The sequence below is a fragment of the Desnuesiella massiliensis genome, assembly GCF_001403615.1.
Lineage (GTDB): Bacteria > Bacillota > Clostridia > Clostridiales > Clostridiaceae > Desnuesiella > Desnuesiella massiliensis.
Window position 1 is genome coordinate 865,298 of the sequence record NZ_LN879457.1, and the last position, 21,097, is coordinate 886,394.

The 21,097-nt window shown below is 29.6% G+C and carries 21 protein-coding genes; 12 read left to right on the top strand and 9 right to left on the bottom strand.

All coding sequences use genetic code 11. From position 1 onward, the window contains the following. The first annotated feature begins 147 nt into the window (after window positions 1-147). From BN2665_RS21985 to BN2665_RS22010, 5 genes are all read left to right on the top strand, one after another. Window positions 148-882, top strand: coding sequence for an ABC transporter ATP-binding protein (locus tag BN2665_RS21985; protein WP_055669238.1), 735 nt, complete (start codon window positions 148-150; stop codon window positions 880-882). Continuing rightward, window positions 872-2,074, top strand: coding sequence for an ABC transporter permease (locus BN2665_RS21990; protein WP_055669239.1), 1,203 nt, complete (start codon window positions 872-874; stop codon window positions 2,072-2,074). Before BN2665_RS21985 ends, BN2665_RS21990 begins: the two co-directional genes overlap by 11 nt. Window positions 2,075-2,520: 446 nt before the next feature. After that, window positions 2,521-3,129, top strand: coding sequence for a class D sortase (locus tag BN2665_RS22000; protein WP_055669241.1), 609 nt, complete (start codon window positions 2,521-2,523; stop codon window positions 3,127-3,129). Window positions 3,130-3,171: 42 nt separating this feature from the next. Further along, complete coding sequence (locus tag BN2665_RS22005) at window positions 3,172-4,098, top strand: alpha/beta hydrolase (protein WP_055669242.1); 927 nt, start codon at window positions 3,172-3,174, stop codon at window positions 4,096-4,098. 88 nt (window positions 4,099-4,186) lie between these two features. Continuing rightward, a complete protein-coding gene (locus BN2665_RS22010; RefSeq protein WP_055669243.1) occupies window positions 4,187-5,110 on the top strand; it encodes a polysaccharide deacetylase family protein in 924 nt (307 codons plus the stop codon). Window positions 5,111-5,374: 264 nt separating this feature from the next. Here BN2665_RS22010 and rluF read toward each other — a convergent pair whose 3' ends face one another. Genes rluF through BN2665_RS22025 form a run of 3 tightly spaced genes read right to left on the bottom strand, consistent with a single transcriptional unit; the run spans window position 5,375 to window position 8,198 of the window. Continuing rightward, entirely contained in the window at window positions 5,375-6,154 is a 780-nt protein-coding gene (gene rluF / locus BN2665_RS22015) for a 23S rRNA pseudouridine(2604) synthase RluF (protein WP_055669244.1), read from the bottom strand. Window positions 6,155-6,166: 12 nt separating this feature from the next. After that, a complete protein-coding gene (locus tag BN2665_RS22020; RefSeq protein WP_055669245.1) occupies window positions 6,167-7,498 on the bottom strand; it encodes a sensor histidine kinase in 1,332 nt (443 codons plus the stop codon). A 19-nt stretch (window positions 7,499-7,517) separates the two neighbouring features. Then, entirely contained in the window at window positions 7,518-8,198 is a 681-nt protein-coding gene (locus tag BN2665_RS22025) for a response regulator transcription factor (protein WP_055669246.1), read from the bottom strand. 218 nt (window positions 8,199-8,416) lie between these two features. Here BN2665_RS22025 and BN2665_RS22030 point away from each other — a divergent pair, with 218 nt between their 5' ends. Then, the gene (locus BN2665_RS22030; RefSeq protein WP_055669247.1) at window positions 8,417-8,644 is read left to right on the top strand and encodes a glutaredoxin family protein; all 228 of its coding nucleotides are present in this window, start codon (window positions 8,417-8,419) and stop codon (window positions 8,642-8,644) included. A gap of 51 nt (window positions 8,645-8,695) precedes the next feature. On the opposite strand, the gene BN2665_RS22035 is transcribed toward BN2665_RS22030, so the two are convergent. After that, complete coding sequence (locus tag BN2665_RS22035) at window positions 8,696-9,730, bottom strand: anti-sigma-I factor RsgI family protein (protein ID WP_055669248.1); 1,035 nt, start codon at window positions 9,728-9,730, stop codon at window positions 8,696-8,698. Window positions 9,731-9,917: 187 nt separating this feature from the next. Between BN2665_RS22035 and BN2665_RS22040 the strand changes: the two genes are divergently transcribed. Next, complete coding sequence (locus BN2665_RS22040; RefSeq protein ID WP_055669249.1) at window positions 9,918-10,664, top strand: DUF3298 and DUF4163 domain-containing protein; 747 nt, start codon at window positions 9,918-9,920, stop codon at window positions 10,662-10,664. Between the two features lie 104 nt (window positions 10,665-10,768). Here the strand turns inward: BN2665_RS22040 and BN2665_RS22045 are convergent, their stop codons facing one another. The 5 genes from BN2665_RS22045 to BN2665_RS22065 form a co-directional block, all read right to left on the bottom strand. Next, the gene (locus tag BN2665_RS22045) at window positions 10,769-10,957 is read right to left on the bottom strand and encodes a YuzB family protein (RefSeq protein ID WP_055669250.1); all 189 of its coding nucleotides are present in this window, start codon (window positions 10,955-10,957) and stop codon (window positions 10,769-10,771) included. 55 nt (window positions 10,958-11,012) lie between these two features. Next, window positions 11,013-12,203 carry a M20 metallopeptidase family protein gene (locus BN2665_RS22050; protein WP_055669251.1) on the bottom strand — a complete coding sequence of 397 codons (1,191 nt, stop codon included), beginning with the start codon at window positions 12,201-12,203 and terminating at the stop codon, window positions 11,013-11,015. Between the two features lie 20 nt (window positions 12,204-12,223). Beyond that, window positions 12,224-15,580: an ATP-binding protein gene (locus BN2665_RS22055; protein ID WP_055669252.1), complete on the bottom strand. Its 3,357-nt coding sequence runs from the start codon at window positions 15,578-15,580 to the stop codon at window positions 12,224-12,226. A 269-nt stretch (window positions 15,581-15,849) separates the two neighbouring features. After that, window positions 15,850-16,200 (bottom strand): hypothetical protein, encoded by a 351-nt coding sequence (locus BN2665_RS22060; protein ID WP_055669253.1) that lies wholly within the window; start codon window positions 16,198-16,200, stop codon window positions 15,850-15,852. A gap of 13 nt (window positions 16,201-16,213) precedes the next feature. Continuing rightward, the gene (locus tag BN2665_RS22065) at window positions 16,214-17,236 is read right to left on the bottom strand and encodes a 3-oxoacyl-ACP synthase III family protein (RefSeq protein ID WP_055669254.1); all 1,023 of its coding nucleotides are present in this window, start codon (window positions 17,234-17,236) and stop codon (window positions 16,214-16,216) included. Window positions 17,237-17,621: 385 nt separating this feature from the next. Here BN2665_RS22065 and BN2665_RS22070 point away from each other — a divergent pair, with 385 nt between their 5' ends. The 5 genes from BN2665_RS22070 to BN2665_RS22090 all read left to right on the top strand — a co-directional run bounded on the left by BN2665_RS22070 (window position 17,622) and on the right by BN2665_RS22090 (window position 21,082). Continuing rightward, window positions 17,622-17,975 (top strand): hypothetical protein, encoded by a 354-nt coding sequence (locus tag BN2665_RS22070; protein ID WP_055669255.1) that lies wholly within the window; start codon window positions 17,622-17,624, stop codon window positions 17,973-17,975. A gap of 257 nt (window positions 17,976-18,232) precedes the next feature. Then, window positions 18,233-18,586, top strand: a complete 354-nt coding sequence (locus tag BN2665_RS22075) for a hypothetical protein (protein ID WP_055669256.1) — start codon at window positions 18,233-18,235, stop codon at window positions 18,584-18,586. Between the two features lie 171 nt (window positions 18,587-18,757). Then, window positions 18,758-19,204, top strand: a complete 447-nt coding sequence (locus tag BN2665_RS22080) for a MarR family winged helix-turn-helix transcriptional regulator (protein ID WP_055669257.1) — start codon at window positions 18,758-18,760, stop codon at window positions 19,202-19,204. 25 nt (window positions 19,205-19,229) lie between these two features. Then, entirely contained in the window at window positions 19,230-20,390 is a 1,161-nt protein-coding gene (locus tag BN2665_RS22085) for an efflux RND transporter periplasmic adaptor subunit (RefSeq protein ID WP_055669258.1), read from the top strand. Further along, entirely contained in the window at window positions 20,390-21,082 is a 693-nt protein-coding gene (locus BN2665_RS22090) for an ABC transporter ATP-binding protein (RefSeq protein WP_055669259.1), read from the top strand. Before BN2665_RS22085 ends, BN2665_RS22090 begins: the two co-directional genes overlap by 1 nt. The last annotated feature ends 15 nt before the right edge of the window (window positions 21,083-21,097 follow it).

The window sequence follows — 21,097 nt, forward strand, 5'->3', positions numbered from 1 at the left end:
GTAGAAAATGGATGATATTTGGTATAATATTATATTTGAGAATCATTTATAAATTCATTAATTGCATTTAGTTTTTTATTAATGATTGCTCTAAAATATATATTAATTATATTAAGTATAACTTTATTAAGAGGGAGGAGAACGCTGATGATTGAGGTTATAAATCTAAAGAAAGAATTTAAAAAAGTAAACGCCGTAAATGATATAAGCTTTAAAGTATGTGAAGGCGAAATAGTAGGGTTATTAGGAGAGAACGGAGCAGGAAAAACTACAACTTTGCGTATGTTAGCAACCATGCTAAAACCTACTGGTGGTACTGCTAAAATTAATGGCTTTGATATCATGTCAGAGTCAGATAAGGTGAGAGGGCAAATTGGCATACTTTTTGGTGGAGAGGTTGGATTATACGATAGATTAACTGCAAGAGAGAATATAAGATATTTTGCAGAATTAAATGGGATGTCTAAGGATGAAACTAATAAGAGTATAGAAAATTTAACAAAAGCCCTTGGTATGGAAGAGTATATTGATAGGCGAGTAGGTAAATTTTCTAGAGGTATGAAACAAAAGGTAGCTATAGCTAGATCTATTGTTCATGAGCCTAAAGTTATGCTATTTGATGAGCCTACTGCAGGCTTAGATGTTACTTCGGCAAAAATTGTACAAGATTTTATAAAAAGATGTAAAGAAGAAAATAGAGCAATTATATTCTCTAGCCACAGCATGGCTGAAGTAGAAAAATTATGTGATCGAATTGTAATTATAAATAAAGGTAGAATTGTTGAAGAAGGGACAGTTCAGCAATTAAAAGAAAAGTACAAAAATAATGATATGGAAGAAATCTTTATGAGCCTGGTTGGAGGTGAAAAAAATGAAAAATAATATAACTCTTTTAGTGTTTAAAAAAGAATTACTTGACATATTTAGAGATAAAAAAACAGTGATTATGAGTATATTAATACCGCTTATAATTTTTCCAATAATGTTTGGAGTTATAGGTAAAAGCATGAATAATACTACTAAATCTGTAGAAGAAAATTTAATAATTTATGTTAAAGATGCGGGGAATAGTTCATTGGGACAGTTCATTAAAGCTCAAAAAGGAATCAAATTCGAAGAGAGTTCTAATGTGGAGGAGGATGTTAAAAACGGTAAAATTCTTTTGGCATTAGAAATTCCTAATGATTTTGATAAGGATGTAGCGGAAGAGAAAACTTCAAATATTAACATCATATATGATAATTCAAGTCAAAAATCTCAAATGGCTATATCAAAAATCGAAGCTTTTATAGATGCTTATTCTAAAAATGTAGTTTCTCAAAGGTTAAGTAAGAGAAATATAGAACAAAAATTATTAACCCCTATTAACATTGAAAGAAAAACTACTGAAAAAGAAAGTGAAGGCTTTAGCAAATTTATGCTTTCTTTATTACTTCCCCTTTTATTGGTTATATATAGTGTTTCTGGACCTATAGCTCCAGCTACTGATTTAGGAGCAGGGGAGAAGGAAAGGGGTACCTTAGAACCCTTATTAACTACTAAAGCTAGTAGAATGTCTTTATTATGGGGTAAATTCTTTGCTATAACCACCATGGGATTATTAACTACCTTAGCTTCTATTTCTGGAGTTTTAATATCCATGAGGCAGAGCAATAGCTTTTTTTCACAAGGTTCAAGTAGTGGAACTGTCCCCACATTGAGTATAGAAGTAAAAGCATTAGTGCTTATTGGAATTATAGCTATTTTGACCACCATGGTGTTTGGAGCATTAGAATTGGCTATAAGCATATATGCTCGTTCTTTTAAAGAGGCACAAACCTATTTAACTCCTCTTACCATAATTGCTATAGTACCGGTATATTCTACTTATATGTTGGATGCTAAAAACATAGAAAGCATTTATTTTCATATACCATTAGCTAATGCTGTTTGCGTTTTAAAAGAGCTTATAGCTGGTATATACAATACGCAGCATATATTAACTACAATAGGTTGGACAGTAGCTTATATTGTTGCTTCAATTTTGTTTGCAAGATTTATGTTTAGTAGAGAAGAGGTAATATTTAGAACCTAAAAGTCAGAGAGCTATTAAGGCTCTCTGACTTTATTTTAATTTTATATAAAATTACATAATGTGTTTAAATGTATATACCTGACAGTTAGTTTTATTCTTGTCTTTAGAAAAAAATAATTTTTTTATCTCAGTAAGAAATAGAGAAAAATAGTTTTTGGAGCGGCATTTTACTTTAAATTTTAGTTTTACTTTCCTTGAAGTAAAATCTACAAAAATAACATTATTTTTCATAACAGCCCCACCTTTCATTTAAAGCATTTATTAATTAATTATACTACATTACAGGAATAAAAGTAAGAATATTTAGAAAATAGAATGCTGTTTTTATAAAGCTTTTAATAGTTTAGCAGTTTTTTTTATGCTATAATAATAATGAAATATAAAAATAGTTAAGTATAAAAACTAAGTAATATTGATAGCTAGCTTTAGGAGGAATAGGAGATATTATGAAGAAGAATGCTATAGGAATAGTTCTAATAATTGTAGGACTTGCTATTATAGGAGCTGCAGTGTTTATGAGATATTCGGCTGATAAAAAACAAAACGAAATTAAAGCTAAATTCGAAAAGACTCTAAAAGAATTAGGGGAAAATGAGAAAGCTCCGAGTTCAGAAAATAATGATTCCAAGGCTTCGAATTCTCCAGGGGACAGACCCAACAAGCAGGATATTGATGCTATAGCTTTAATGATAATACCTAAAATAGATTTAAACGTTGCAGTGTCAGAAGGTACTGATATGGAGACTTTAAAATATGCTGTGGGTCACTTTGAAGGAACAGCGCTACCAGGGGAAAAAGGAAATTTTTCCGTAGCTGGTCATAGAAATTATACCTATAGCCAATATTTTAACAGAGCAGATGAGCTTGTAAATGGGGATGAAATTCTTATTAAAACAAAAAAGGGAGAATTTAAGTATAGTGTAAGTGGTAAAAAAATAGTTAATCCAGAAGAAATATCAGTTTTAGATCCTACAGAAGATGCAACTCTTACTATTGTTACTTGTACCCCAGGGGCTACTCAAAGATTAATAATCAATGCTAAATTAATCAAATAGAGACATTCTAAATAATTTTGTGTTATGCTGGAGGATATGACTGTGATTTATTTTTTAATAGTATTATTTTTAATAGTTATAGCCCTGTATATTATTGTAAATCATTATTTTTCAAAGGTTGTAACTAGGAAGGTTAAAGATGAGGATTATTTATATAACAATCAAATAGAACAAGGGCTTATTGATAAAAATTTTTATGAAACTTTAGTTAAAGAAGAAGCTACCATTAGGACTAAAGATGGACTACAATTAAAGGGGTACTATATAAAAAGTAACGAAGAAAAGCATAGGACTATGGTGTTTGTACATGGAATAACTGTAAGTCATATTTGCTCAATTAAATATATTGATATATTCTTGAAGAATAATTGGAATGTTCTCATATATGATCAAAGGAGACATGGGAAAAGTGAAGGTAGTTATTCTACCTATGGCTACTATGAAAAAGAAGATCTTGATTTATGGGTAAATTGGATAATTGATAAAAAAGGTAAGGATGAGATAATAGGTATACATGGAGAGTCTATGGGGGCGGCCACTGTTATACAATATGCAACTATAAACAAATACGCTAAGTTTATTATAGCTGATTGTGGTTTTTCAGATTTATATGAGCTCCTAATAAGAAAGGTAAAAGAAGATTTTAATGGTTTACTAAATCCCATATTATTTTTAAGTAATCTTAAATCGAGAATAAGGGCAAAGTTTGACTTTAGATGGGCTAGTCCTATAAATGTGATAAAGAGCTCTGAGTTGCCTATGATGTTTATACATGGAAATAAGGATACTTTTGTTCCTTGGGATATGAGTGTAGACATGTATAATGCTAAAACAAGAGGGATAAAAAGATTATATATAGCAGAGGGTGCTGCCCATGCTGAAGCAATAAAGGTAGACAAAATGAAGTACCACACTGAGGTTATGGCTTTTGTAAATGAAGTATTAAATAAGAATAATTTTATAGAATAATTTATTTTAAAAAGTTGATAGATTTAGATGCATAAATTCAATTGGAGAGTGGTATATCTATAGGTAATTAATATATTGAGGTGATAATGTGAAGAAGAGGGGCGTATTATTTATAATATTTTCAGCTATATTAATTGTAGGTATTGTAGCTTCTGTAGTAATTGGTGAGAAGAAGCAAAGAGAAATGCAAGAAAAAGCTATATTATCTCAAGTAGAACAAGAGAAAATTAAAGAAGCAAATAAAGAGAATATTGAAAATAAGCAGCAGGAAAAGCAACCAGTAATAGAAACCAAGCAAGAAAAGAAAAATAAATTTGAAGGTTTGACTTTAAAAGGCAATGACATAGGGGTTCCAGTGCTATACTATCATTCGGTGGATGATGTAAAAGATAACGAATTAATAATTTCTAAGCAAAAGTTTAGAGAGCAAATGAAATTTCTTAAGGACAATGGATATACTACCATTACCATGGAAGAGTTATATAAGTATGTAAAAAACAATGAAAAGGTACCAGAAAAATCTGTAGTAATTACTTTTGATGATGGTTATGCAGATAATTATACAAATGCTTATCCAATTTTAAAAGAATTTGGATTTAATGCAACTATTTACATGGTTACAGACTGGATAGACAAAGATTCTTACTATTTAAATAGCTCACAATTAAAGGAGCTTGAAGCAAATGGTATAGAGATACAAAGTCATACTGGCGCCCATGATCATCTTGCTTCTCTTACAAAGGAAAAGCAGCTAGATACACTGAAAAGATCCAAAGAAAAATTAGAAAAGCTATTAAATAAAGAAATTCACTATATAGCTTACCCCTTTGGCGAATACAATGAAACTACAAAAAAACTAACTGAGGAATTAGGTTATAAAATGGCCTTTGCTACAAGCAAAGGCTGGACGGATAAAACAGATAATTTATTTGCAGTTAATAGGGTGTATGTAAGTGCATTTATTACTATGGACAGTTTTAAACAGCGGGTTACTACTGCTAAATATCAGTAAGTAGCAGCTAGAGTATCTCTATAAGATGATTATAAATAAAAATTGCACATAATTTTTATTTAATGCACAGTGTACAATAAAGGTAATTTTTTCTCCGCTAACACTGGGAAAAAATTAGGAATTTGTAAAGCATGGCTAATGCATAGCCACGACTTTTTTAGTGGTAAAGCCACTTTAAAATATAATTATAGATTTTTCATAGTGTAACGTAGAAAAATCCTCTATAATTGTGCATTGAAAAAGCGACCTAAGTCGCTTTTTCACTTATAAGGAAGCTTCTTCAGTCTTAACTGAAAAGGATATAAGCCTATTGATTTCTAATAATTCCTTATCGGATAAGTACCTCCATTTGCCTATAGGGAGTTCTCCTAACCTTACATTCATAATACGAATTCTTTCTAACTTATTCACTTCATAGCCTAAGGTCTGGCACATTCTTCTAATCTGTCTATTCATACCTTGAGTAAGAATTATTCTAAAGATATACTTACCCTCTTTTTTTACAAAGCATTTTTTTGTTACGGTGCCTAGTATAGGAACTCCTTTTGACATATTAAGAATGAATTCCTCGGTTATGGGCTTATCTACTGTAACTATATATTCTTTTTCATGATTATTTCCAGCTCGTAATATTTTATTTACTATGTCGCCATCATTAGTAAGAAATATTAATCCTTGTGAGTCTTTATCTAATCTTCCTATAGGAAATATACGTTTTGGATGATTGATAAAATCAACAATATTTCCAGCAACGGATTTTTCTGTAGTACAGGTAATTCCCACAGGTTTATTTAAGGCTACATAAATAGGCTTCTCCTTTACACCTACTTTTTTGCCGTTTACTCTTATATCTTGATTTTTCTTTACTTTTGATCCCATTAAAGCTACTACACCATCAATGGTAACCTTGCCCTGAGAAATAAGTTTATCAGCTTCTCTTCTAGAACATAATCCTGTATCGCTAATGTACTTATTCAATCTAATTTCTTCTTTATTTTCTTGGTGAATAACTAATTTAGTACGTTTATCTATATGATTCTTCATAAGAAATATAATTTAAACTCCTTTCAATCGTATACTTGAATTAGGAATAATAAAGTAAAACTCACTTCCATAGCCTTCCTTGCTAACTACTCCGTATTCAAAACCATGTTTGTTGAGTATTTCAGCACATATAGCAAGACCTAAACCTACTCCACCACTCTGAGCATGCTTATAATATCTATTCCATATATCCTCTGCCATGGAAGTTTCTATACCACTACCATAATCTTTAATAGATATTTTAATGCTATCTGAAGTGCTTACCATAATCTCTATTCTATTGTTATTTTCGCTAAATTTCAATGCATTATCTATAAAATTATACATAACCCTATGTAGATAGTTAAAGTCTGCTAGTATATCAATATCATCAATAGATCTATGTTCCTTACTTAATAGGGATATTTCTATATTCCTGCCACTACATAGAGTGGAATATTTATTTACTATATTTAGTAAAAATTCATTAAGGTTAAAAAAAGTTTTTTCTAGGTTCACACTATTGCCTTGAAGCTTTGAAAGTTGCATTAAATCTGATACTAAATTATTCAATCTATCTACTTCTTGAATAATATCATAACTGTATTTTTGAGAGGTAGATAGATCTAATAGTTTATCATGATTAGCTTCACTATAATTTCTTATTATACTTAAAGGTGTTTTAAAATCATGACTGATATTTGCTATAAATTCTCTTTGTAGAGTATACTTCTTTTCTAACTGAGCTGCCATGGTTTTTAAGCTATGGGCTAAATCCTGAATTTCATCACTAGTTTCAACAGTTAAATCTACATTAAAGTTTTCCTTTGACAACTCATAAGAAGCTTTTTGTAGCTTTAGTATGGGGTTCGTAAATTTTTTTCCTAAATATATTATAAGCGGAATTGAAAAAATTATTGAGATAAAAAATACTACTAACAAGGTAGCATATACAATTTTTAAATAGTCACTAGAATCTTGACCACTTCTGTAGATAATAATATCTCCAATGTCTGTGCTATATTTATAACTTAGGAACTTTTGTCCCATGGGAGTGGAGAAGGAATCTTTAGTCTTTAATAATTTAAAATCTACATTCCTATACAAAGACATCATCTTACCATGTCCTAAAGCAGTAATTGAGTTATCATTAGATATTAAAACCCCATTTACACCTGTAAGAGCTGGATTTTCTCCCGTTCTAAGGTTTTGATAAACTTCTTCAGCAACTCGCTTAAGAGATTCATATTCTTGATTTATATAGCTTTTAGATAGAAAAATGCTGGAAGCAAGAAAACAGATTATAATTACCAAGGAGATGATAATTAAAAAGTATTTTAATAGTTTTTTTGTAATCTTATCCAATAATTAAGGCACCTCTATTCTATAATTCTAATTTATAGCCTACACCCCATACGGTTTTAAGATTAGAATTAAAATAATATATTTTTTCTCTTAAATTTTTAACATGAGTATCTACAGTTCTTGTATCACCGGCAAAGTCATAACCCCAAACCTTATCTAATAATTGCTCTCGCTTAAAAACTATATTTGAATTTTTAATAAAGAATAGCATTAAGTCAAACTCTTTTGGAGTTAATGAAATGATAACATCTTTTTCAATAACTCGTCTATTATCCTCTTCAATAGCTAAGCTGCCTATCTCTATCATTGAAGATTTTGTATGTATTGAAGAACTAGATTTGCTTTTAAGTCTTAGATTCACTCTTAATACTAATTCTCTCATGCTTAAAGGCTTAACCATATAATCATCTGCACCCAATTCTAATCCAAAAATTCTATCTTCTTCCTCTCCGCGTGCTGTAGTTAAAATTACTAAGGTCTCCGGACTATGAGATTTAATCTTTCTTAAAAGTGACCAGCCATCTTTTTGGGGCATCATAACATCAAGAATTATAAGATTAAAGGAACTATTTTCAATAAAACTTTCTCCGGTTTCGCCATCGTAAGCGTAGTTAACTTCATAACCTTCTTTAGATAAATATAGACCAATAATGTCACAGAGTTTTTTTTCATCTTCTATTATTAATATCTTACCTTTCATAAAAAATCTCCTTAAATAACTTAAAAATATTATTTATATAAATAATATTTTATCAATATAAGTTACAGTTTTAAACTGTTTTCATAAATTAGTATAGGAGACTACTAATTTAACTAATAATTACTATGAATAAAAAATAGGTATTGTAATATTATAATAGAAGTAGTATAATAAAAACATAGATACCATACCAGGGTATATGTCAAGGAGGAATTAATATGAAAAATGTAGTAATATATACATCTGATACATGCACTTTCTGTGTGAACGCAAAGGAATACTTTAAAGAAAACAATATTTCTTATGAAGAAAAAAATGTGAAGGATCCAACTTTCAGAAAAGAATTAATGGCTATGGGAATTATGAGTGTTCCAGTAATAAAAATAGACGGAGAAACAGTAGTGGGATTCGATGAAGAAGCTATAGAAGAGTTGCTTAATAAATAAGTAAACAGGTGCATGTAAGCACCTGTTTTTTTATGAAAATTATAAGGATATTCACTTATTCTTATTAATTCTATATTCCTTTCCATTATTGTTAATTCTTACATCTAATTTATTTTCTATAATGTAATCTTCTGTGGTTTTAAAATTATCCTCTTTTATGGTTATGCCGTTAACATACAAATATATAGTAGAACCTTTTTTAATTATTTCATTATCCTTAGCGTACTTTAGTATAGAAAATATACTCTCATCCATATTTTTATTGTCCACTATCACAGAGTTAGTAATTTTTTTTAGAGTAGACGTAGTGGAGGAATAGGAAACAACCTTATTAAATCTATTTAAGTGAAGTTTAATACTGCCATTCATTTCTACAACTATGCTTGAATGAGGTTGATTGTAAATTGAAAAAGATAAAAATACTATTAGTATTAATGAAAAAACACACATCAATATAGGAAATTTATAAAATTTTATATTTTTATGAGTTTTTCCAGAAATTAAGTCTCCTATTTCTACCTCAGGAAATTCTTCAGGACTAATCTTTATTTTTAAGAAGTCTCCGTAAGATGTAATTATGTAAGCTAATTTTTTATCTACCCTTAACACCATGCCAGAGGGTTCCTTTAAATTTCGATTTTCATTATTAGAATCTAAATTATTACTATAGTGATTTTCTTCATTATACTCAATATTTAAATAGGATTGTATATTTAGATAAGCAGTATTACATAATAAGAGTATATAAGCTAATAAATAATTTTCCCACTTTTCAATAAATATGGAGGATTCATGAGTGAATTTTGAAACTTCTTTTATAGGAAGAGACCTTGAAGTTCTAATCTTACTAATAATAGAATCTTCTTTAATAATAGCGTAGGCTATATTAAGTAATAAGTTTTTAACTTCATTATTAGGCTTTCTTTCTACTAAATTTTTTAATGAAATTTTATAAAGAGATAGTTCCTTAAGAAAAAAAGAAATCTCTTTTTTTCTGTTTATTATATTTTCATCACTAATCAACAACATTTTCCTATTATAAGAAAACCTATACTTATTCTTTTGAAGCATAAATTTGTAATTCATATAAGCACACCTCATGAAATCATATTATATATTAATGTTAAGTTGTAAAAAGAATTAAATCAAGAGGAATAAGCAGAAATTTATATATAATTTATTATTTATTTAATTTATTTTTTAATCAATTTAAAACGTGCATATATAAAAGCAAAATTACATATCAAGTTATATATCAAGGAGGGAAGATAAAATGAATAAATTTATAACTGAGCGAAGGATCTTTTATATTTTAAAATCTATAACTGCAATTATTCTAATAGTTAATTTAAGCTGCATTAATGTAAGAGCTCTTAATGAAGGTTATATTAATAATACTATAAATATTAAAAGTAAGTCTATAAAAGAGTCTACCGTGCATTTAAATGTGGATATAAATATACCTGTTATAGAAGGGATAAAAAACAAGGATGTAGAAAAGCAAATTAATTTTAAGTTAGAAAACAGATCTATAGAGTTTTTAAAGGATGTAAAACTATTGCAAAAAGAATATAAGGAACAGTCAGAAAAATACGGAGAGGTGCCCCAAGCTTTTGAAGCAAGAAGTGAGTTTAAAATACGCTATAATAAAAATAATATACTGAGCATGCCCATAATATATTATCAATACACAGGGGGAGCACATGGTATTTATTTTCAAAAAACCTTTAATTTTGATACGAATCTAGAAAAAGAAATAAAAATAGGAGATTTATTTAAGGAAGATTTTAATTATAAAAAAATAATAAATGATAAAATAGCAGAGACTATAGATAAGAACGAAAACTCCTTTTTCAAAGATAGATTTAAAGGTATAGACGACAGCACAGACTTCTATTTATCCCAGGGTGAATTGGTTATATATTTTCAGCTATACGACATAGCACCTTACGCTTCTGGAATACCCGAATTTAAAATCCCCTATAGCCTAATAGAAAAAGGTCTTAAATATAAATTGTGAATATAAGTCTTCCATAATAAAAATTATTGAAGTGAAAGTACAAATAATAAAGTACAAAGATAGAAATCCTCCTCCTTTGTACTTTGTTATTTAAAGAAATTGCTTTACAATTTTCTTACTAAATCTTCCACAGTCTCTCCCGTAATAAACTCATGATCTATTTTTACAAAAGGCATTTTCATACACAGATCGCATCTTCCTAAACATTCCTCATTACTAAACTCTTGTCCTTTTTCTAATAATGCTTTAGACAATTCTTCAGAATACCTACTAAAAGTACAGATTTTTATCATATCATCACTCCTTTATGAATGTATTAAAAAAATAGTGTTTTACGATTATTGGAACTTAATCTTTATAGTTTAAAAAATTTAAGGCACAAAGTGATAGTAGGGCAGAAGTATTATGAATGATATCTTCATCAACCTTAAAAGTTGGATTATGCAAATCTATATGTGTTCCTTTTTCTTTATTGGAATTTCCAATAGCTAAGAATACGCCAGGAACTTCCCTTTGAAAATAAGAAAAATCTTCTCCTATCATCTCTGGTTTTTTCATTACTTGTACCTTTTCAGAACCAAAAAGAGTTTCAACTGCATCTTTAGCTAAATCCACCATAGAGCTATGATTGATTACTGAAGGATAACGAAAATCATATAGAAACTCGTAAGTGGCTCCGTAAGCTTCTGTAATGCCCTTAATAGTAGTTTCCATTAGTTGGGGAAGCTTATTTCTTAAATCCTCACTGAAGGTACGGGTGGTGCCTTCCATTAAAACTTCTTCTGGAATAATATTTGGAGCAGAGCCAGATACAAATTTCCCCACAGTAATAACTAAAGGGTCCACAGGATCATTGCGCCTGCTTACTATATTTTGCAATGCAGTGTAGACTTGGCAGCCAATAGCTATAGGATCTATGCAATTGTGAGGAGCGGCTCCGTGACCACCTTTACCCTTTATTTTTATAATGAAAGTATCAGGAGCTGCCATCATTTCGCCATACCTTAAACCAAAGCTTCCAGAAGGTAAAGAGGGCCAAACGTGAGCACCTATAGCCGCATCCACTTTAGGATTTTCTAGTGCCCCGTCCCTAATCATTCTTTCTGCTCCACCTACTATTTCCTCAGCAGGTTGAAATAAAAATTTAATGTTACCTTGAATTTGTTCTTTAAAATCTTTAAGAATCATGGCAGCTCCAATGACCCATGCTATGTGAGCATCATGACCACAGGCATGCATAAATCCAGGGTTTTTAGACTTAAATTCTAAATCAGTCTGCTCCTCAATTTTTAAACAATCCATATCAGCTCTTATCATAATAGTTTTACCAGGTTTATACCCTTTTAGAGTGCCTATTACACCAGTGATACCTACATTAGTTTGTACATCTAAACCTAATTCCCTTAATTTACTAGCAATATAAGCAGAAGTTTTGTATTCTTGTAGAGCAAACTCAGGGTAGGCATGAATATCCCTTCGTATAGATATAAGCTCTTTGCTTATGGCCTGAGCTTTTTTAAAAATCTTATCCGTAATCATGGGTACCTCCTAAGCACTTATTATTTTAAGTATATATCAGAAAACTCAATATTTATTCTATCTACGTATTTAGAATCAGAGGAATATTCTTCGGTCTTCAATCCACAATCCTTTTTTAGTTTAGCTGGGAGTTCAATAACAAATTCACTGCCGAAGCCGTATTCACTTTTTACATAGATATTTCCTTTGTGCAATGCAACTAAAGATTTAACTAGAGATAAACCAATACCACTTCCTTCATTTTGCCTAGATAGAGATTTGTCAACCTGTGTAAATCTTTCAAAGATATTAGAGAGTTCCTCTTTGGGAATTCCAACACCAGTATCCTTAACAGAAATTCTAATGTAGTCACCTAGATCATTAATAGTTATATCAATTTCTCCACCCTTTGGAGTAAATTTTATAGCATTTGAAAGTAAGTTTAGTATAATTCTTTCCATCTTATCACTATCAAAAGCCATTATTTTTTCTTCTACATCAGTATCAAAAACTAGAGTGATTTCATGAGACTCTGCATAGTTAACCACAGACATAACTATATCCTCTATCACTGAAACTATATTTTGGTTATATAGCTCTAAGGTTAAATAATTACCATCTATCTTAGTTATATCAATAAGATTGTTAATTAGTCTTATAAGTCTAAGACAATTTTGCTTCATGACACCATGATAATCTTTTTTCATACACATTTCTAACTGATTATTATTTTTTAGTACTTCTATTAATTGTAGTGTACTCCATATAACATTTAGTGGTGTTCTAAGTTCATGAGAGATGTTAGCGAAAAACTCAGTTTTTAGTTTATCATATTCTAAAATTTCACTTAACTTATTTTCACTTTTTATAACATTGTCTTCTAATAGTTCTACCTTCTTATTTGCATCAATTACCTTTTCCTTAAGCAATAAGGCTTCTTTCACTGACTCTTTCAAGGTTATAAGAGTTTTTACTCTAGAAATTAATTCTAATTTATCAACGGGTTTAGTAAGATAATCATTAGCTCCGCATTCAAAGGATACTACTAAACTTTCAGGTCTATTATCAGCAGTAAGCATCAAAATAGGAAGCTGGAACATGGAATATTCCTCTCTTAATAGACTGCATATCTCATATCCTAACATATCTGGAAGCATAAGATCTAATATTAAAAGATCAATATCTGCAAAGTTTTTCAATAGCTCCAAAGCTTCAGCCCCATTGTGAGCAGTTATTATATTATATCCATCCGGAGATAAAAACCTTTCTAAAACCTTTATGTTTATTTCTTCATCATCAACTATTAATATACTATGCTTTTTTGAATCAGATAAATTATTTAATGAGAAATCGTTAATTAAACTATCTTCTTTAAACAAGTTATTCAATAGATTTGGAATCGTGGAGGGGGATGTGGCTTTATTATTGTAAACAGGCAGTATAAAAGAAAATTTAGAGCCTTCTCCTACTGCAGATTCTACATATATTGATCCATTATGCAATTCAATAAGTTTTTTCGTGATGTTTAATCCTAAACCGGTACCTCCGTATTTTTTAGCTATTGAAAAATCTACCTGTTCGTAAGGTTCGAAGATGGCATTAAGTTTATCTTTAGGTATACCTATACCAGTATCTTTAATTGATATTTCTACATAATTGCTGACAACCTTAGCATCAATTGCTATTGAACCATATTGAGTAAATTTTATAGCGTTACCGATTAAATTATATAATATTTGTTGAAGTCTATTTTCATCAGCGATTGTAAAAGGTAACTCGCTTGAAATGTTATTGTTAATGGTTATCTTTTTTCCCTTAATTGCATGGGAACAAGTTAAGATAACTAGATCTACAGCTTGTCTTACATTAACAGGTTTTTTATCTAATTTTATGTCATTATTATTTAACTTAGAAAAATCTAAAATATCATTTACTAAATAAGACAATCTACTGGCGCTTGAATTAATTAGTTTTAGATTTAAAATCTGTTCCGAATTTAAATTATCAGCATTTTCCGTAAGTAGTGCTTGAGTAATTCCAATAACGCCATTTAATGGAGTTCTCAACTCGTGAGAAGTATTAGCTAAAAACTGATCCTTTATTTTATCTATGGATTTGAGGCGCTCTGACAAAGCCTCTACTTCGTTAAAAGCTTTTGAAAATTTATCTGCCATAACATAGCTCTGAACTAGAATAAAAATAAAAAGTCCTAATGCAGCATAAGAGCCTGTCTGAATGATTGAATATTCGTAGAGTATATCATTAATATTTGTAACTAATACAGCAAAAGAACCTAGGGTGATGAGACTGCTTTTATATCCATTACTTAGCCACTGCAAAGAAAGCTTAGATAAGATATATACAAGGACTAATATTGAAATTATTTCATAAGGTAAAATTAAATGTTCATAAAAATCAATAGGACTCACTAAAATAGATATACAGTAGGTTATAGTTAAAATCTTATAAGTCTTTAAAATATTCTTAGAAATAATGCCTGGGAAAAATTCATTTAAATATATGGCAAATATATAAATATAAGTTAAAAAGGTTAAATAGCAAATTTTCATATGTATCTGCCAAGGGAAATTTGGAAAAAGGCTAATGAAAAATCGCTCTCCTACAAAAAGTGTTCTTATTGATAGTATAAGACAGAAAATAGAGAAAAATAATGTGTAACGATCTTTTTTTCTTTTGTTATATAAAGCAAGGTTATATATACCAATTATTAAGCTGCTGCCGAAGATGAACAAATCAAAAGCTAATCTTTTAGACTTTAAAGCTATTATCTGTTCTTCGCTTCCCAATAAAATTGTATCAATTTGAGGGGTATTTGCATCATAATTAGCGGTTTGCAAAATGATATCAAATTCCTTAGTTCTATTGTTAAAAGATCCAACCTTAGGAAGTAATTGAGGGTTGTAATCAGATTTTGATTCTCCTACTTTTCCAGTATAGGTAACTAGACGGTCTTCTACCCAGAGTCTATGAGAAGAATGAATAAAATCTGTTTTTAATGCATAATAAACATTTTCCGAATTCGTTTTAACTCTTAGTTTATAAGTACCGAAGCCTTTATTAGGTAATATCATATTGGATGTATTATTTTTGATAAAGCTTCCTGGTAAATTTACTAGAGTAGTATATTTTAAGCTTTCGCCTTTTTTAAAGTCTTCTGGAGATAATAATTTATTATAGTAAAACTCCCATTGTCCTACAAGAGGGATTATTCCATCCTCTTGAAAGTTCCATTGCGTCAGATCTAGTTCACCCTGTTCAGCTTTGGGGTAACTTTTCGCATCGTTTTTATAATTATAATAAAAGAAAACAAAGATAGTTAAGCATAGCACTAACCAAAAAGTATTAATTAAGTATGATAAAGATTTATAGTTCTTCATAATTACCTCTCATTACGATATATATTAATTAATATTAAAATATAAATAGCTTTTTCGTAAACTCATAGTTCTAGTTAATATACGTAAAAAAAATATCATTAAGTAATATTTTAACATATTATAGATAACATTTTAAATACATAAAAGATTAAAAAATATGTAGCTTCGATTAAATATGACAAAGTATTGTAAATTAAAAATCCAGTATTCATACATAAAAAATGCATACTGGATTTTTATAATATTTAAGATATTCTTTTATAGAGTCTTTAAACTAAGTTCAAGAATTCCTCAACCTCATTAAGAGAATTAAAAGCATTTTTTATATGAGGGAAGTGACCTTCACTATAAAGGGTATACATATCCGTTGAAAGAACTACTGCTACAGCTTTGATACCTTTTTCTATGCCTTTTTCTCTTATACTATTAAATTTGCTTCCAGATTTTATTTCTTCTAAAGAAGCATTAGATAAATCTGTACATACGGTAAAGCCAGGCTTTACATAATTAAGTATAGTAATCATATCTTCAATATATTTTTTTATTTCACTTTCGGATAGTGTATCTGTTATGCTAATATATATTCTATTTAAACCTTTATCATAATTTACTGAAAACATATAGTCATCCTCTTTACTTAGTGTCATGCCATTTTAAAACTGCTACAGAATTGTTTTTACCTGCACCAGGAGAAGCAATTAATACATTATATCCATCTCTCAAAAGGCCTTTTCTTTTAGCTTCATACATATTAATAGGAATTACAGAAGAAGCCATATTACCATATTTGCTAAAGGTTTCATAGGATTTCTCTTTAGGAATACCAACAAACTCTCTCCAGGCGTCATGAGCCCAATGGCAAGGTTGGTGAGATAAAAACAAATCTATATCTTCAGATTTTATATCAGCCTTTTCCAATACCTTTGAAAGTAAGTGACACATGTCATCTACAGAATTTTGTCCCATTTCTCTAGTCTTAGCTGCGTTTGTAGTTAAGTATGGTCTCATAGGAACAGGCTCGCAGTGTTTTCTCTTAGTAACATCATAGGGCAATCTTTCTGTAAGAGTAAAAGCGTCATGGTAATAACCATCTGAATTAAAGGTAGATGCTATATAACCCTTACCATCTGGAACCCTACTCATAAGGACAGCACCAGCACCATCACCAATAGGTGCTGCTAGATAGTCAGACCTATCTAAAATCCAAGAGTGAAAAACTGAAGTTACTATAAGTATATTTTTAAACTCTCCTGTAGCTATAAGGTTAGCTGCATTAACCACCATAGTAACAAAACTGGAACAGCAAGTGTCTACATTCCAAGCGGCAGCATTTTTTAAACCTAATTTGTATTGCACAAGGCTTGCGTTTCCAGGAATTAATTCATCCTGAATCATAGAGTGAACCATTACAAGATCTATGTCTTCTGGCTTTAATCCAGAGTCTTCTATGGCAACCATACCTGCTCTAGCTTCAGCATCAGAAGGTAATACACCCTCTGGAAATACTCTTCTTTCTTCAATACCTTGGAATACATTCTTATTTTTTTTAGTAAGATTTACAAAGTCTACCCCATCCCAATAGTCATTCTTTCTTATAATTTCTGGAATATAGGCACCAACTCCAATTATCCCTGCTGAATACATTTCTTTTAACATATTTTGTCCTCCTATGCGTTGAGTATTATGCAATTTTTATATAAACATATCCTAAAGATTATAAATTTAATCTATCAAGGAAAATATTTATATATTATTACATTAATACTGATATTTCGATAAAACATGGAAAAATCCTTCATGAAATTTAATATTTAATAAAAAATATAATTTAATTCTATTTGCTCAATAACTGGAAAAAATACACTGTAACCTATAAGCAATAATAGAAGTGTATGTAATATTATGTATATATAATGATTAATTTGAAAAATAATACATGAAATTTGTTGAAAAAAATAATATTTAATGGTAAAATTAACTTGGTTGAAAACAATATTAAAACAATCTATATATTTAATTAAGTGAAAGGATGGGATTTTGTATGTATAATGTTAAATACGATGCTGGTAAGAATAGAATTTATGCTGTTTTAGAAGGTACAAGCAATTTAGATGAAATAAAAAAATATAATGCTGATTTTATCAAAGCTATAGACCAAGCAAAGCCAGGATTTACTTATCTTTGTGATATATCAAAAAGAGGCGTAGAATTGCCTGAATGCGTTAAAGAATTAGAAGTTGGAAAAAACTATTCTATAAAAAAAGGAATATCAAAGTTTGCTTTCATTATTGATGGAGCAATACTTAAAATGCAATTAAAAAGAGCTTATGGAGAGAATCAAACTACCATGTTTGCTACTAAGGAAGAAGCAGAAAAGTATTTAGATGCTAAATAATATTAAATTAAGAATGAACACTATTAAATTCTACTGTAGTAGCATTTGATGGTGTTTTTTTATTACTTAAAAAAGAGTTTTTGTATATTAATAGGATGTTATAGAATATAATGTAACATTATGTATTTATAATGGATAAATAGAAAAATAATACATGAAAAATGTTGAAATAAATAGTATATAATGGTAGTATGGAATTGTTGGATTTAAATTTTATATAATGTTTAAAAAAATATGGATTAAGGGAGTGGATTGGGTTGTACAGTATTAAATTTGATTCAGTTAAGAATAGGATTTATACAGTCCTAGAAGGTTCCAGCAATCTTGAAGAAGTAAAAAAGTGCAATATGGAATTTATGAAGGCTGTAGATAATGCAAAATCTGGATTTACTTATCTTTGTGATATATCCAAAAGAGGAGTAGAATTACCAGAATGTATAGAAGAATTAGAAAATGCAAAAAATTATGCTATACAAAAGGGTTTATCAAGGGTAGCCTTCATTGTTGATGGAGCTATACTTAAAATGCAACTGAAAAGGGCTTATGGAGAAAATCAAACCACCATGTTTGTATCTAAAGAGGAAGCAGAAAGATATTTAGATGGTAAATAATTTTTTTAAAGTACTATGCTTATAGCCTAGTACTTTTTTATTGGTCCAAAATTATTAATATTTTATAAAAAATAATTAAAGCTACTTGTAGTATTATTAAAATAATTTATAATATAAATAGTTTGTGTACGAAATATTTATATTATAAATTATTTTGAGAGGAGATATTATATGTCAACCTTATCTAAAAAAGATAATGGTAAGAAAGTATTAACTTTGTTAAATGAGATTAATCTAACAATAAATAAGAATTTAAAGAGTAAGTTTTGTTCTTACGGTTTTACTGTTCCTCAGATTACTGTTTTGGCTGTATTATCACAAAATAAAAAAATGAAAATTTCAGATATAAGCAAGCTTATACATTCAACTAACAGTACTGTGTCTGGAATTGTGGATAGACTAGAAAAACAGGGATTTATAAAAAGGGTAAAAAGTCAGGAAGATAGGAGAGTAGTATTTGTAGAACTAGATCATAAATTTTTAGACATGAAAGAAGAAATAGATAAAGAAATGGCTAGCTATCTAGATGGTATTTTTAAAAATATAGATGAGGAAAAGACATTATCCATTATAAGTGGGCTAGAAAACTTGAAGGCCATATTATTAAGTAATGACTAATTTATTAGAAAAGAGGAGAAAAAATATGAAAAAAAGAATAATATCTATTATACTTGGCATAACAATTTTGGTAGGCATAGGTTTTTTTACTATGAGAGTTAAAAAGAGCTCAGTAAAGGAAGTAAGGGTATCTGATGTATCAAAAGGAGAAGTAAGATCTTACTTATCTACCACCGCTATTGTTAAATCTAAACAAAGCAAAGATTATTTTGGTCCTCAGTTAAAAATTAGTAAGGTAAATGTTAAGCTAGGTGATGTGGTAAAGAAGGGACAGGCACTTATAAGCTACGATATTACAGATTTAGACTTGCAGTTAAAGCAGGCACAGATACAGTATGATAATGCTATCCTTCAAAGAAACGAGTTAAATAATCAGAAACAAGATTTAAATAATAAAATTAAAAATCTAGATGATCAAATTGCTACTCTAGAAAACAGTAAAAATCCTTCAGAGCAAGCTATGTTATCAAATTTAAAACAGCAAAGAGCAGCTTTACAGCCGATTTCTAGCGAAAAAGTAAAACAAGTTGATAATTCTGTAGAGTTAGCAAAGGCTAGTTTAGAAAATATAAAATCAAAATATAATTCTGTTAAAGATGGCGTTGTAGCAGATTTTGATGGAGCGGTAACCTTACTTAATGCCGTGGAAGGGGCTATAGGAAATCCTGCACAGCCTTTGATAACAATACAAGATACCAATAATCTAAAAGCTGTGGTAGCTCTAGGAAAGTATGATGCAGAGAAGGTAAAAATAGATCAGGATGTAGTAGTGAAAAGTTCTGGAAAAGAATATAAAGGCAAGGTAACTTTTGTAAATCCAGCAGCCACAAAAACTCAAAGCATATCAGGCGCTGATATCAGCTTAAGCGCAGAAATTGACATACTGGACAGTGCAGAAAACTTAAAAATTGATTTCGACGTAGATGTGGATATTTTGCTTGGAAATGTAGATAATACTTTGAAAATTCCAATAGAAAGTGTTAAAAACGATAAGAGCGGTAAGAATTTAGTGTATACTAATGAAAATGGAGTTGTAAAAGAAAAAGAAGTAAAGCTAGGCCTAAAGTCAGATACACAAGTTCAGATTGTTGAAGGCTTAACTGAAGGCGATAAAGTTGTATTAAATCCCTCTGCTACATTAAAGAATGGAGATAAGGTTAAAGAGTTATCTAAGGAGGGAAAATAATGATTGAGGTTAGTAATATAGTCAAGACTTATTCTACTGGTGAAATAAATTTTACGGCTTTAAAAGATATAAGTTTAAAGATAGAAAAAGGAGAGTTTACATCTATAATGGGGCCTTCAGGTTCAGGAAAGTCAACTTTAATGAATATATTGGGCTGTTTAGATAAAATGGATAAAGGAAAATATATATTAAACAATAAGGATGTATCTAATCTTAGAGATGATGAATTAGCCTATGTGAGAAATAAAGAAATAGGCTTTGTATTTCAAGCCTTTAATTTATTACCGAGGATGACTATACTTGAAAATGTTGAACTACCAATGGTTTACGCAGGGATTCCTCCTAAGGAGAGAAGAGAAAAGGCTTTAATTGCTTTAGATAGAGTAGGGTTAAGTGATAGAGTTAAGCATAGGCCTAACGAAGTATCTGGAGGTCAAAAGCAAAGAGTTGCTATTGCAAGGGCCATAGTGAATAATCCATCTGTGCTCATGGCAGATGAGCCAACAGGAAACTTAGATACTAAATCAACTAATGAAATAATGAAAATATTCCAAGACCTGAATAGAGAAGGTTCTACTATAATTATGGTTACTCATGAACCGGAAGTAGCAAAATATACAAAAAGAATTGTAAAGTTTAGAGACGGAGAAATAATTTCAGATGAGCTGGTTAAAGATAGGTTAATTTTATAAGAAAAAAGGGAGATA

What these genes read in the sequence shown, in the direction of transcription:
- BN2665_RS21985 (WP_055669238.1), top strand. Translation starts at nt 148, where the DNA reads ATGATTGAGGTTATAAATCTAAAGAAAGAATTTAAAAAAGTAAACGCC.
- BN2665_RS21990 (WP_055669239.1), top strand. Translation starts at nt 872, where the DNA reads ATGAAAAATAATATAACTCTTTTAGTGTTTAAAAAAGAATTACTTGAC.
- BN2665_RS22000 (WP_055669241.1), top strand. Translation starts at nt 2,521, where the DNA reads ATGAAGAAGAATGCTATAGGAATAGTTCTAATAATTGTAGGACTTGCT.
- rluF (WP_055669244.1), bottom strand. Translation starts at nt 6,154, where the DNA reads ATGAAGAATCATATAGATAAACGTACTAAATTAGTTATTCACCAAGAA.
- BN2665_RS22025 (WP_055669246.1), bottom strand. Translation starts at nt 8,198, where the DNA reads ATGAAAGGTAAGATATTAATAATAGAAGATGAAAAAAAACTCTGTGAC.
- BN2665_RS22030 (WP_055669247.1), top strand. Translation starts at nt 8,417, where the DNA reads ATGAAAAATGTAGTAATATATACATCTGATACATGCACTTTCTGTGTG.
- BN2665_RS22035 (WP_055669248.1), bottom strand. Translation starts at nt 9,730, where the DNA reads ATGAATTACAAATTTATGCTTCAAAAGAATAAGTATAGGTTTTCTTAT.
- BN2665_RS22040 (WP_055669249.1), top strand. Translation starts at nt 9,918, where the DNA reads ATGAATAAATTTATAACTGAGCGAAGGATCTTTTATATTTTAAAATCT.
- BN2665_RS22045 (WP_055669250.1), bottom strand. Translation starts at nt 10,957, where the DNA reads ATGATAAAAATCTGTACTTTTAGTAGGTATTCTGAAGAATTGTCTAAA.
- BN2665_RS22050 (WP_055669251.1), bottom strand. Translation starts at nt 12,203, where the DNA reads ATGATTACGGATAAGATTTTTAAAAAAGCTCAGGCCATAAGCAAAGAG.
- BN2665_RS22055 (WP_055669252.1), bottom strand. Translation starts at nt 15,580, where the DNA reads ATGAAGAACTATAAATCTTTATCATACTTAATTAATACTTTTTGGTTA.
- BN2665_RS22060 (WP_055669253.1), bottom strand. Translation starts at nt 16,200, where the DNA reads ATGTTTTCAGTAAATTATGATAAAGGTTTAAATAGAATATATATTAGC.
- BN2665_RS22065 (WP_055669254.1), bottom strand. Translation starts at nt 17,236, where the DNA reads ATGTTAAAAGAAATGTATTCAGCAGGGATAATTGGAGTTGGTGCCTAT.
- BN2665_RS22070 (WP_055669255.1), top strand. Translation starts at nt 17,622, where the DNA reads ATGTATAATGTTAAATACGATGCTGGTAAGAATAGAATTTATGCTGTT.
- BN2665_RS22080 (WP_055669257.1), top strand. Translation starts at nt 18,758, where the DNA reads ATGTCAACCTTATCTAAAAAAGATAATGGTAAGAAAGTATTAACTTTG.
- BN2665_RS22085 (WP_055669258.1), top strand. Translation starts at nt 19,230, where the DNA reads ATGAAAAAAAGAATAATATCTATTATACTTGGCATAACAATTTTGGTA.
- BN2665_RS22090 (WP_055669259.1), top strand. Translation starts at nt 20,390, where the DNA reads ATGATTGAGGTTAGTAATATAGTCAAGACTTATTCTACTGGTGAAATA.